The following is a 12,505-nucleotide window of genomic DNA, read 5'->3' as shown; positions in this document are numbered from 1 at the left end:
CGAGGACGCGGCTTCTTCTTCCCCATACTCTCCATGATGGACATCATCCTTCTGGGGCCGAAGCCCCTGATCTTCGACGTCCGTCAAAGCGGATCAAGCCCAGCATCCAATCCCACCAGAATTCCTCTCTCGGGAGTGAAGCAGCTGAAAGCAGCAACGGACCGGTCCAAGCCACCTGCAACCGGGCGATCAGAGTGACACCGCAGGTCCGGGACCGGTCCCGAACCACGCCCTCGGCGCTACGGCCGGTACATGCCCTCGCGTTCCGTCGCCCCGCGTCGGCCACCACGTCCAGGACGGGCAGGTTCGCCCAGGACGAGGCGGCGCCGGCCCGGCCGGCGAGGGCAAGAGCCACCGCGGCGAGAGTCGACCGCAACCGCTCCGTCCACCGGCTGTGCCGCCGGGACAGACCCGGCATCTGCTCAACAGCGAGTCTCAACGTCGCTTCATATGTGCTGCTGATATGCAGTCGCGCCCGAGATTATGAAGCCGAACCTGAGATCTTACATCGATGTCGGCGGATAGTGTCCGTTGACAGCGAAGTCAGTCGGACGCGAGGCGCTGGCCTGCGCGGACTAACTTCGGTGACAAGGCGCCCTCGTGGCGTTGGTCTTGCTACGAGCGCTCTGACCTGCGGCGACTGGATTGGATGTCAAGAGCGGCCGTGGACTGGGTTCGATGTCGACGGACAGATAGTTCGCTGGGGGCAGACAGGAAGATCGCGGAAAGACTGGCGAACGCGGGCGGGAGCATGTCAACGTAGACGACCTTGCAAGAAACACCAGGTCAGAGAGGTGATTGCCCGTGACCGTAGCGCCTGTGGGCCCCGGATTCTGTACCACCGTTGAGGCCCTGCGGCTGCGCCAGTAGCAGCTCGGTCGCGTACGACAGCCAGGCGCCCACGAGTTGTAGGGCTTCCGCCCCTTTCATCGCTCACCGTTTCCCCTCACCCCAGGAGGCTGTTCGTGACGTCCTCGGAGATGACCGTCGGTGATCTGATCGACTTGCTGTCCGCCTGCGACCAGGATGCTTCGGTCCGTCAGGCCATGTCGGCCGGGTCGTCGTCTACCTCGCCGAGGGGCGGGACGAGGACGCGCAGCTCGGCCATCTGCCGCCCGAGGTCGCCGTCGCCCTGACCTGGGAGGGTCCCGTCCAGGCACCCCGCGCCGTCCCCGCCGCAGTGCATGGCGGTAACTAGACCGCACCGAGCCCTTGGAGGCGCCTCTGTACCCCGATTCCCCGCTCGACCCGTCCCTTCCGCCCGGCGGCCAGCCCGCGTTCTGGGTCGGTCCCCGGCATCTGGCCGGTGACGATGGGTGCCTCTACGACGGCGTTGCCGACATGCTCTCCGGTCTGGGCTGGACGAGCCTGACGATCGTCCGCGGACGTCATGACCCGGACGAGGAGCCGGAGGACCGCCAAGTCCTGCGCAGCACCGTCCTGCACATCAGCCCCGACACCCTCCGATGGGAGCAGTGGGGACTGGCGGACGAGCCGTTCCACCTGGGAGACCTGCCGATCGCCTGGCAGATCTCCGCCCGCGCCGAGACGAGCACCCCGCTCGCGTCGTGGTCGTCCTACTTCACCACCGACGTCCCCGGCGAGGCTGTGGCCGACTTCCTTGTCGCGCTCGACGCCCGAGACCAGCCCGCCGTGCCGCTCGCCGGCCCCGAGCTGGTCCTCGACGCCGTCACCGTACACGGCTGGCTCCGCGACATCGACCAGCCCCAGGCGGCAGCGATGGACCCGGCGCTCACCTCGCACATCAGCCTCGGTGAGGTACCGCCCCTCATCCAGGACGCCGACCCGCGCGCCCTGACGACCGAGGCGGGACCGGTCGGATGGCAGGCATGGGCCGAGCCCGCGCGCGGCGCACCGTGCCTGTGGGCGGTCTCTTTCGGTTCCAGTGTCCCGCACGACCTCGTGGCAGCCTTCGCCGCCTCCCTCAGCTCGACCGCACCGGTCCTGCGCCGGGTGTTGCCCGAGGCCACCCGGGAGCGACTGCTGCGGGCGCCGGCCTAGCGATCGGCGGCGGCCCTCAGCCAGACGGAAGAAGCCCGGTCCTCCCGAATGGGAGCCAGGCTTCTGGCATGTCCCTGCGGGCTCGGGTGAGCCACCGAGCCGGAGGAGGGTGACCCGGGCGACGAGTACAAGGTGTCGGGCCTGCCTGGCATCGGTGATCGCCGCTGGCCCCAAGGCGGCGAAGCGGGATGGGTGCGGTCCTTTCAAGGGACGGTGAAGGCGTCCCCTGTACGGGAGTTCAGCTTGCGATTCTCTGGGGCTGGTGGAGGCGGGTCGCGGTGTGGACGAACTGCGCGACGTGGTGCCTGCGTGAGCCCTCGAACCAGCCGACCGCGATCGTGTAGGGAGTGGCATCGGTGACGGGTCGGTAGGCGATGTCCGTTCGCGGGTTGGCCTTGGCCAGGGCCTCTGGAATCAGTGCGACGGCCTGTCCTAGGGCCACGACTTCGATCAGCTGGCTGGGATCGCTGACCAGAGGCCCTGTGGGGGCCGCGTCGGCATCGGGACGACCGGACTGGCTTCGTGCCGCCGTGCGATCACGCCCGGACCAGTAGGCGTGCTCTGCCGGTGACATCCGCGGCCAGTGCGGTATCGGCTCGTCCTCCAGGTCGCGGCAACGCAACTCGTCGCGCTGGGCGAGCGGGTGGCCGGACGGCAAGGCGGCGACCCGGCGTTCGGCGGTCAACGGCTCGACGTCGAGCCCGCGCTGTTCGAAGTATGAGCTGAGCAGCGCCACGTCCGCCCGTCCGTCGCGGACCATGTCCGCCTGGTCACGGTAGCCGCTGACCACGATCTCGACGCGGGCGGCGCCGGGCAGTGCGATGTAGGCGTCAACGATGCGTTGCAGCATGCCCGTGGCGATGCCTGGCTTGGCGGTCACCACCAGCGTGGGCGTGGCCAGTGCGGCACGCTGTGCCCTGCGGGTGACCCCGGCGAGCACATCGAGCACAAACCGTGCCTCGTCCAGCATGCTCTTCCCGAAGTCGGTCAGCGCGACCCGATGGGTGTTCCGGTCGAACAGGTCTGCGCCGAGCCGTCGCTCGATCTGGGCGATGGCCCGCGACAGCGGAGGCTGCGCCATGCCGAGCCGCTTGGCCGCGCGGGAGAAGTTGAGCTCCTCGGCCACCGCGACGAAGTAGCGCAGCTCGCGCACGTCAAGGTCCTCCATACCCACAGCGTATAAGCCCGGATCGAATCGGTCTTTCCGTCAGCACGGTCACCGGTGCTGAAGTGGGGGCACGGCGGCCACCGCGTGGACGAGTGTCGAAGGAACCGGTGCCGGTGAACGCGAACGTACGACCCGCCGGGCCAACACGAGACGAAGGGGAACGTCATGAATCTGCTGCCCCGCCGGGTTTTCGGCGAGAAGGCGCGCCATCTCGCCTCCGACATCGGCCTTCTGCTGCTGCGCCTCGCGGTCGGCGCCGTCTTCGTCGCGCACGGTTGGGGCGACGCCTCCCAGGACGGTGGAGCGGGCGCGAACGTCGCGAACTACCGTGACGCCGGTATCCCGTTGCCGGAGTTGAGTGCCTGGTTCGGTGCCTACATGCAGTTGATCGGCGGGACCGTGGTCCTGTTCGGGGCGCTCACCAGGCTGATCGGTGCCGGTTTCGCGGTGGTGATGGCCGGGGCTTTGGTCTTCGTCCATCGCGGTGAGCCGCTGGTCATGGGTCAAGACGGCAGTGGCTCCGGGTTCGCGTTCATCATGCTCGCGGCCTCGGTCACGCTGTTGGGTACAGGCGCGGGCCGGTTCAGCGTCGACCGGGTGTTCGCCGGCCGGCAGACCCGCTCCGGTCATTCCGCAGGTATCGGAGCACCCAGTGACGCCTGAGCCCATTGCACGGGCCACCCGTGCCGTAGCGCTGATCACCGGCGCCGTACTGGCGACGGCCGCTTGCACCGGCGGGAGTGGCGCCGGCACCGGTGCCAGTGCCGGCGCCACGGCGACCGCACCCTCGATGCAGCGCGGTGACGACCTGCTGGACCGGCTGCGGGGCGGCGGCCTCACGGTCGTCATCCGGCACGCCGCCACAGACCAGTCCCATCCGGACGACCCCACCGTCGACCTGGACGACTGCTCCACCCAACGCAACCTCTCCGACGAGGGGCGCGCCGACGCAAGGGCGATCGGCAACGCCATCGGCCGACTGGACATCCCCGTCGGAGAAACCTGGGCCAGCCCTTACTGCCGCAGCAAGGACACCGCCAGACTGGCCCTGGACCGATTCGAGGTGGTGCACGGCCTCGAACGGCTCTACCCCGAGCGGGACGAGCAGGCCGACCGGCGCCTGAACCAGCGCATCCAGGATCGGGCGCCCCACGTGGACGAGCCGAACCTGATCATCGTCAGTCACGGGGTCTACCCGAGCGTGTTGGCCCCCGCGGTCACGCTCGACGAGGGAGAAGCGGCCCTCTACGCCCGCGCGGACAACGGATTCGAACTGGTCGACCGGGTCGATGCGAGCGGATGGGCCGAACTCGGTCCGGAGGCGGACGAGCTGGGCGCCGGCGCGGCCCGGGCGAGGGACAGCGTCGTCTCGCTGGCGGGGCCGGGCGGCACCGGAGCGGCGTTCCGCGTCGCCTTGCCCGGCATTCTGGTGACCAGCGCCCAACTGGTCGCGAACGCACGCGAGGTCACCGTGGTACAGCCGGGCGGCAGCCGGCTCACGGCACGCGTGCTCGGCCGGAAACGCGGCCTGGACATCGCCGCGTTGCGCATCGGGGACGACTCCGGCCTGCCGCCGCTGCACTCCGGTTCCGGGCTGGCCGAGGCGCGCACCGGGGACCGGGCGCGCGCGATCGGCGCCTCCGGTGCGGTGACCGCCGGCTCGATCCGCACGCTGGACGACCCGGTGGCGGTGGACGGCGGCGGCGAACTGGACGCGATCCGTATCGATGCGGAGGTGCCCAGCGCCAGCACGGGCGGGCCCTTGGTCAACGAGCGCGGCGACGTGCTCGGTGTGCTCACCATGGCGACCGGTGCGAGCGATGGCGGCGTCGCGATCCCGGTCGACGCCGCGCGCAGCGCCGCACTGGAGATCGTGCGCGGCAACTGACTGCAGGAAACCAGTGGCACATCGCTACGAGTTGGAGGGACGTCATGCCACGAGCGCACATCGAGCGGAGAAGGGTCCTCGGAGCCGGAGGAGCCCTCGCGGCCGGCGCCGCCATGGGGATCGCCGGCGGCCTGCCGACCGGACGGACCGCGGCAGCGGAAACCGCCGTGACCCCGACAGCAACGCGCGGCGACCGGAAGGTCGTGCTGATCACCGGCACCAGCAGCGGCTTCGGCCACCTGACCGCGCTCACCCTGGCCCGCGCGGGACACCACGTCTTCGCCACCATGCGCGACACGAACGGCGCGAACACCGAACCGGCCCGACGGCTGCGCACCACCGCGACCGAGGAGTCGCTCGCCCTCGACGTCGTCGACATCGACGTCCGGCACGATGCCTCGGTCGAGCACGGCGTGGGCCGGGTCCTGCGGCGCGCCGACCGGATTGACGTCCTGGTCAACAACGCCGGCTACTTCTACCCCGCGCTCCTGGAGACGATGACGATCGACGACGTGCGTGCGATGTTCGACACCAACGTCTTCGGCCACCTGCGGATGAACCGCGCGGTGCTGCCCACCATGCGGGCACAGGGCGAGGGCCTGGTCGTGCAGACCACCACCGCACTCGGCCGGTTCGTCTTCCCCTTCATGGGCGCATACGTCGGAACGAAGTGGGCCATGGAAGCCATGGCCGAGGCCAGCCGCTACGAGCTGAGGCGGCTCGGGGTGGACGTCGTCATCCTCGAGCCCGGCGCCTACAACACCGACCTGGTCGATCCCAACGGCGCGCGGTACTACAGGCGGTATCTCCACCGGCTCAGCCGCGCGGACGCCCGGCGCCGCGCCGAGTACGGCGACCTCGCTCAGCGCACCGAAGGGCACCTCGTCGAGGAGCCCGGCCTGCCCGACAACCAAGAGGTCGCCGACGCGATCGCCTCCCTCGTCGAGACCCCGAGCGCCGAGCGACCCGTACGCCTGCTCGTCGCGGGCGCGGCCGACTTCCTGGGCGAGGTGCACGGCGTGCACGAGCGCTTCCAGCGTGAGGTCATGGAGAGCTCCGGATTCGGGGACCTCCTGTAATCCGGGGACCCGGGCACGGAGCTGCGGGCAGGGGCCCGCGGCGCCGCGGTGGATCCACAGTCGCCATCCCCGCCAAGGCGGGACTCGCCGCCGGCCTTCGCCCTGATGACATGCTGTTCACCCACGTGGTACGGCCAGCGTCTCAAGCGGGGCAGAGTGGCCACGCTTTGGCGTAGCGGTGCCGCACAACATGTGGTAATCGATGGCCCGTTGAGGTGGGGGTGAAATGGCCGTGAAGTGGCCAAGGTATGGCGTAGCGGTGCCACATTCCCGTGCGACTGAATAGCCGTATGCCTCGAACCAAAGAGAAGCAGCAGCCGGCCCCTGAACTCCGTTGCGGTGGAGTACACGTCATCGTTCAACGCATTTCGCCCCGGCTGGTGGCGACCTTTGTCACAACGGTGGGGAGCGGACTCGCAGCATGGTTCACGTCCCGTTAGATCCTGCCGGACCGCGCAGCGGGGAGAGCCGCCCAGCACCGCTGCCCCCGACCCTCTCGGTCGGGGGCAGCAGTGTGCCCGGGCCGGTCAGCTGGCTGCCGTGGCCTTGGCGAGGGCCTTGCCGAGGTGGCGGTCGACGAGGGCCGGGGAGCCGGAGACGACCAGCAGCAGGCCGCCGTCGCGGATCGCGGTCTGCTTGGCCACGGTGCTCCGTCCTGCGGTGAGAGGCACAAGTTCCGTGAGCCGGTCACGCCTTGTAGTTATTGATCTTCCGTCGCGTGGCATGGAAGTCGCCTTGAAATCGCTCCTCGTGCGGGTGACACGGCCGACATTCGGTGGCCGTGAACGAGGTGCTGTCCCGGTTGCAGGAGTTGTTGTTCCCATCGGTCCCTGGAGTCGCCGTCGTGGCCGTACATACGGACGGCGAGGCGATACGCGTCGAGGCCCGGTGCACGCCCATCGGGGCCGCCTGCCCTGACTGCTCCCACTGGACGGAACACGTCCACAGCTCCTACCTGCGGTTTCCCGCGGATCTACCCGCGGCCGGGCGGAGCGCACGCCTCGTATTACGGGTCCGGCGGTTCTTCTGCCCGGCTCCGGCATGCGGCCGACGGACGTTCGTGGAGCAGGTGCCCGGACTGACCCGCCGCTACAGCCGGGTCACCGAGCGGCTGCGGCAGATGATGGGCGCCATCGGGCTGGCACTGGCCGGCCGGGCCGGCGCCCGCCTCGCCCACCTCACGGGCATCGCCACCAGCCGCACCACGCTGCTGCGCCGAGTGATGGACCTGCCCGACCCGGCCGTGACGCGCCCCCGCGCCGTCGGCGTGGACGACTTCGCGCTGCGGCGCGGGCACGTCTACGGAACGGTCGTGATCGACGCAGAGATCCACCAGGTCCTCGACCTGCTGCCCGAACGCGACGCCGCCACCCTGGCCCCGTGGCTCGCAGCGCATCCTGAAATCAAGGTCATCTGCCGCGACCGCGCCGGCGCCTACGCCGAAGCGGCCTCTGACCAGAACGACGAAGACGCGGATCCGACCGGCCGGTTCGCCGAGCGGGCCCGCGCCCATCATGCCCTTGTCCACGAACTCCTCGGCCAGGGCATGGGCATCCGCCACATCGCTCGCCACCTGGGCTGGGGACGCCACACCGTGCAGCGATACGCACGCGCCGCCCGCTGGCAGAACATGGTCAAGGGCCGCAAGCGCCAACTTCCGAGCAAGCTCGACCCGTTCAAGCCCTACCTAGCCCAACGCTGGGCCGAGAGCGACGGGAAGGTGACCATCCTCGACCTTCACCGCGAGATCACGGCCCGCGGCTTTCGCGGGCACTACTCCACCGTCCGCGCCTGGGCCCGGCGCGGCCTACCCCGGCCTGAAGGCTTCGCGCCCGCTCCGCCACCGCCGTCGGTGCGGCAGGTGACCGGCTGGCTGACCCGGCACCCGGCTACCCTCACCGAGGAGGAGAAACGGCACCGCAAAGCCGTGCTCGACCGCTGCCCCGAGCTGGCGTCCGCAGCCGAACTGACCAACTCCTTCGCGGAGATGCTCACCACACTCAGTGGTACCCGCCTGCCCGATTGGATCACCGAGGCCGCGGAGGCCAACCTCCCCGGCATCAGCAGCTTTGCCGTCGGCCTGCACAGCGACTTCGATGCCGTGACCGCCGGGCTAACCACCGACTGGAACTCAGGCCCGGTCGAAGGAGCAGTCAACCGGATCAAGATGCTGAAGCGGCAGATGTTCGGCCGCGCCGGATTCCCGCTCCTTCGAAAACGTGTCCTTCTCGCCGGACGCTGCGCAGCGGGCTGCGGACCGGCAGCAGACCTGGAGCCCGCCACCCGACCACACGACCGGACCCGCAAGGCATGACGGGCCGGTTCGCCGTTCACAGGCCGAGTGGCACCGGTCGTGTCGGGGCCCCTGAGGTGATCAATGTGCCCAGGAGGCCGGCAAGGTCGCGGGGAGAGAAGAGATCAGGACCGTGATAATCGGAGACGTCTGGCAGGGACCACCACTTCAGCTCACTGATGTTCTCGGCCGCGAGTTCGTCGTCAGACAGCTCCCCGCGAGGCTCGAACAGCACGGTGCGCACGAGGAAGTAGTCATTGATCACGCCGTCGTAGCCTGCGGCATGACCTGGAGCCACGACTGCCTGATGCCACACATGCGGCGGGTCTTCCTCGATCATGAGACCTACCTCTTCCCGCACTTCGCGACGCAACGCACCAAGCGGCGTCTCGCCTGGTTCGATCCCTCCGCCGGGAGCCGCCCACACGACTGTCCCCGCCGGGTCCGGGATCGCAAACCGGCACAGGAGGATGCGGTCGTCTTTGTCGAGGATGATCGCGCGAACTGAATGACGCATGCTCACCGATGGCATCCGGAAAGCCTAGCTGTCGCTGCCAGAGCGCCTCGTGATCAGCCGAAGTAGGCCGAGGAACGGTAACTCACCGTGACGGCTCACGGAACTTGTGCCAGACCCGAGTTTGGCCCCACCGGTTCGGCGTTGGGCGGCCCGTCGGAACCCGGATGACGTCCCGGGAGCGTTGATCGTAGGCTCTCGGCGAAGGAGGCCAGCTGCGGTGGAGATCACGGTGCAGTGGATCAAGACGTCCTGGACGAAGGAGTCTCGGGGTGGGGAGGCCGCTGCCCGCAGGAACGCGGTGCCGTTGGGCTTCTCGTTGCCTCAGGTGTCTCCCGGGTTCGCCCACTTTGTCCAGATGTCCGAGCGTGATGGGTTCGAGCCCTGTGCAGGTCAAAAGGATCTTCGTGAGATCGGTGTCGGCCTGCGGGACGAGGGTGATCGGCTCCGTGTGCTGGCTCGTGTGGAGCCGTTGTTCGGGTTGCCTCCTCGTCTGCGGAGGCCCCCGGCTGTGCGACTGCTTCCGGGGCAGTGGGTTCGATGGCAGTTGAACTACCGATTCTCCAGTGCCCTGGGAATCCGCGGCTGGTCGTACTGGCTTGACACGTTCAACATCGCTTATGGCCCTGCTGACCAGGATGTCTTTCTGGCGGAGCCGAATGTGTTGATCGATGAGTGCGGCCCGCTCCGTTAGAGCAGGCAGACCGTGATCAGTTACTTGCGCGTTCTGTCTGGGCGCGGGTGATGGCAAGACGATAGGAGTCGGTGCCGGTCTCGATGATGTTGCCGCCGAAGGTGAGCCGGTCGACGATGGCGGCGCAGAGTCGAGGGCCGGTGAAGGTCTTCGTCCAGCCGCTGAAAGACTCGTTGGATGCGATGGCGACGCTGTTCTTCTCTTCGCGTTCGGTCAGGACCTGGAAGAGCAACTCGGCGCCTCGGCGGTCGAGTTCCATGTAGCCGAGTTCGTCGATGCAGAGCAGGTCGCCCCGGCCGTAGCGGGCGATGGTCTTGGTGAGCTGTTTGTCGTCGGCGGCTTCGACCAGTTCGTTGACGAGCTTGGCTGCCAGCACGTAGCGGACGCGGAAGCCGGCCATCGCGGCTTCGGTTCCGAGCGCGATGAGCAGGTGGGACTTGCCGGTCCCGGAGTCGCCGATGAGGCAGAGGGGCAGTCCTTTACGGACCCACTCACAGGAAGCGAGAGAGTGGACGATGGCGGGTTCGATGTTGGGGTTGGCGTCGAAGTCGAAGTCTTTGAGAGCCTTTTGGCGGGGAAAGCCTGCGGCCTTGATGCGGCGTTCGGAGCGTCGCCGGTCTCGGTCGTCGCATTCGGCCATGAGCAGTTCGGCCAGGAATCCGCGGTAGGTGAGTTGTTCACGCTCTGCGGCGTCGGCCATGGCGGGGTATTGGCCACGGATGGTGGGCAGTCGCAGCATCCGGCAGGCGTTGTCGACGGCGTCGTCGGACCCGTATGTCGGAGCAAGAAGCAAATCAACAGCGGAACGGCGACTTCTCCGGGGCTGAGGCTGCCTACGCACCTGGCCAGCTTTGCTCGGTCAGGCAGTGCAGCTGCCTCGCGGGCAAACATAAAACTTGATTCTGCTGCGTGCACCAAAACATCGGCCGGCAGACGCGCATCGTTGAAATTGGACGGCCCGGCGAGTGCCGTAGCAATCAGCGAGTCCAGGACAGGCCGATGTCGCTCCACAGAGTGCACAGCCCTCTGCCGGAAACTTTCCTCTGTCCTGCGTAGAAGTAGCACGATTTGATCCAGCAAGCGTCCGTCACGCGCAGTCGCACCTATGGCAGAGAATGGCCCGAGTTCGTAGTCACTCCATGACTGAGCTGGCGTCACCTTGTACCGAAACGGCGGGTCGAAAGGGTCGACGGCCACCACAGTGGAGGCTGATACGGCATCTGTGGCGATGTCCAAGCAATGGCGCGACTCGGTTAAAACTATCTGGTCGGCCGCTGGCCCCAACTGCCCGCGCAAAGCCTTTGTCAGCAGATCGCTGTCCGACAAATCACGGAGCAGATCACGCAACGAGTCGCGTTCATTCATTAGCGGAACTGCCCAGACCGAGAGTCCGCGGCGATGCGGCCGGGTGAGCTCCGTTGCGAGTTCTCTCGCACTGCTGCAACGCCACAGGAGGGACTCTGCTGTTATCAAGCGCGCATACCACTCGTGACGGAACTCGAGTCGTTGCTGCCGAATGCGTATCACCGAACAATGCAGTGCATCATCCACTACGCTTGCAGAGACCCCAATTTGCGTAGCCAGCAGGGCTGCGGAACGCATAGCCTCCGTCAGAGGAAGCCATCCCGTCAGGCGCTCATCCATTAATAGGGACCAGCGATGGAGAACCTGCCGGACGGCCGTCGGGTGTTGCAATTCGCGAAGGTGCTCCGAAACCACGGCGCCCAGCAGGCCAACCCGTCCTGTTTCTGGGGGCAATTGCTGCGCCAATCGTGCCGCCAGTGCGAGTTCGAACGCCGTGCCAAAGGGAGCGTAATCCTCGGTCCGGCCAGTTGCACCGTACGAGCACAATAGCGCGGTGCGCTGGTCCCCATCCGGGTCGGTGACCCGGAATTGGTCGCCGATCAGTGCCGCAGGCAAGGGTGCATCTGTTTGGCTGCTCAAAAGCAGGGTTGCTGACGCGCGTCGGCACCAGCCGCTCACCTGCTTCAGTAGCCGATCCTGTAGGTGGCCTGGGCACTCATTGAGAGCATCGACGAGTAGGACGACCGGATAAGCGTGGGCCCGCGCAGCCCGGACCAACTCAGCTGCGCCATACCGGCTGAAGGGAGCGACGCACCCGTCGAGGCTCTCCTCCCAACGGCCCTCGTATATGGCTGCCTGCACCAGTAGGGGTAGGCAGCCTGACCTGGCAAGCTCCCGCGCCGTGTGAAGCATGGTGTGGCTCTTACCCATCCCAGAAGGTCCCACCAACTGAGCATGCCGCCCCTCGCGTAGCCACCCAGCGAGGTCCGCTGAGAACAGGGGCTCGGCGCCCCCGTCTCTCTTCAAGCCCAGTGGAATGAGCTCGTGCAAATCTTGGGACAGATAACTGCTGAACTCAGCCAAGTACGCGTCCAAGTCGCCAGCGCCGAGCAGCGAGGCATCTGGCTGCACAGGCTCGGAAGAGGCCGGTCGGCAGAACTCCCGCATGGTCGCTTCACCAAAGAACCGGCGGACTACATCCGGAAGTGAGAACAGCATGTCGGCCACGCTGCTTCACCAACTCGAGGTCGAGTGCCGTGTCCCGCACACTGGCGGTCGTCACGACTACCAGGCGACGTGCATCGAAGGGACGAGTCCCGTCTGCATAGTCAGCCACGGCCTGGCGCAAGACAGAAGGGATGAACCTTTCATACCTCTTCGCTTGGTACACGGTAGAAGGCGCACCATCGAAGAACCCCACTACATCGACGCCTTCTTGCGCTTGGCCGCTGCGACCGAACCTTCGGGCCTCTAAGACGTCATCTCATTTGGGTCGGTAGCCTGTTGGTCGTGGTTTCGATCGTTGAGCGGCTGGTGCCGGAT

9 protein-coding genes and 3 pseudogenes are annotated in these 12,505 nt (G+C 67.4%); 8 read left to right on the top strand and 4 right to left on the bottom strand.

The window, feature by feature from the left end:
* From ACP4J3_RS49900 to ACP4J3_RS49890, 3 genes and pseudogenes are all read left to right on the top strand, one after another.
* Window positions 1-198, top strand: a 198-nt coding sequence (locus ACP4J3_RS49900) for a hypothetical protein (RefSeq protein ID WP_426544800.1), incomplete at its 5' end; no start/stop codon positions are given.
* 767 nt (window positions 199-965) lie between these two features.
* Window positions 966-1,198, top strand: a pseudogene (locus tag ACP4J3_RS49895) (hypothetical protein).
* Between the two features lie 14 nt (window positions 1,199-1,212).
* A complete protein-coding gene (locus ACP4J3_RS49890; RefSeq protein ID WP_426544798.1) occupies window positions 1,213-2,022 on the top strand; it encodes a DUF317 domain-containing protein in 810 nt (269 codons plus the stop codon).
* A 238-nt stretch (window positions 2,023-2,260) separates the two neighbouring features.
* Here the strand turns inward: ACP4J3_RS49890 and ACP4J3_RS49885 are convergent, their stop codons facing one another.
* The gene (locus ACP4J3_RS49885; RefSeq protein WP_426544796.1) at window positions 2,261-3,175 is read right to left on the bottom strand and encodes a LysR family transcriptional regulator; all 915 of its coding nucleotides are present in this window, start codon (window positions 3,173-3,175) and stop codon (window positions 2,261-2,263) included.
* Between the two features lie 180 nt (window positions 3,176-3,355).
* Between ACP4J3_RS49885 and ACP4J3_RS49880 the strand changes: the two genes are divergently transcribed.
* From ACP4J3_RS49880 to ACP4J3_RS49865, 4 genes and pseudogenes are all read left to right on the top strand, one after another.
* Window positions 3,356-3,853 carry a DoxX family protein gene (locus ACP4J3_RS49880; protein WP_426544794.1) on the top strand — a complete coding sequence of 166 codons (498 nt, stop codon included), beginning with the start codon at window positions 3,356-3,358 and terminating at the stop codon, window positions 3,851-3,853.
* On the top strand, window positions 3,843-5,078 hold the full coding sequence (locus ACP4J3_RS49875) for a trypsin-like peptidase domain-containing protein (protein ID WP_426544792.1): 1,236 nt from the start codon (window positions 3,843-3,845) through the stop codon (window positions 5,076-5,078). The genes ACP4J3_RS49880 and ACP4J3_RS49875 overlap by 11 nt, the downstream gene beginning before the upstream one ends.
* Before the next feature lie 44 nt (window positions 5,079-5,122).
* On the top strand, window positions 5,123-6,157 hold the full coding sequence (locus tag ACP4J3_RS49870) for an SDR family oxidoreductase (protein ID WP_426544790.1): 1,035 nt from the start codon (window positions 5,123-5,125) through the stop codon (window positions 6,155-6,157).
* Between the two features lie 781 nt (window positions 6,158-6,938).
* Window positions 6,939-8,384: pseudogene (locus tag ACP4J3_RS49865) on the top strand (ISL3 family transposase); the annotation flags it as partial.
* A 103-nt stretch (window positions 8,385-8,487) separates the two neighbouring features.
* Here the strand turns inward: ACP4J3_RS49865 and ACP4J3_RS49860 are convergent.
* Complete coding sequence (locus ACP4J3_RS49860; RefSeq protein ID WP_426544788.1) at window positions 8,488-8,982, bottom strand: NUDIX hydrolase; 495 nt, start codon at window positions 8,980-8,982, stop codon at window positions 8,488-8,490.
* Window positions 8,983-9,184: 202 nt separating this feature from the next.
* Between ACP4J3_RS49860 and ACP4J3_RS49855 the strand changes: the two genes are divergently transcribed.
* On the top strand, window positions 9,185-9,658 hold the full coding sequence (locus tag ACP4J3_RS49855; protein ID WP_426544786.1) for a hypothetical protein: 474 nt from the start codon (window positions 9,185-9,187) through the stop codon (window positions 9,656-9,658).
* 16 nt (window positions 9,659-9,674) lie between these two features.
* Here the strand turns inward: ACP4J3_RS49855 and istB are convergent, their stop codons facing one another.
* Window positions 9,675-10,451 (bottom strand): IS21-like element helper ATPase IstB, encoded by a 777-nt coding sequence (gene istB, locus ACP4J3_RS49850; protein WP_426544802.1) that lies wholly within the window; start codon window positions 10,449-10,451, stop codon window positions 9,675-9,677.
* A gap of 1,686 nt (window positions 10,452-12,137) precedes the next feature.
* Window positions 12,138-12,398, bottom strand: a pseudogene (locus tag ACP4J3_RS49845) (hypothetical protein); the annotation flags it as partial.
* Window positions 12,399-12,505 lie beyond the last annotated feature (107 nt).

The organism is Streptomyces sp. UG1 (assembly GCF_049974585.1).
GTDB lineage: Bacteria > Actinomycetota > Actinomycetes > Streptomycetales > Streptomycetaceae > Streptomyces.
Note: the sequence above shows the minus strand (reverse complement) of the source record. Positions and strands in the feature narration are given on the sequence as shown.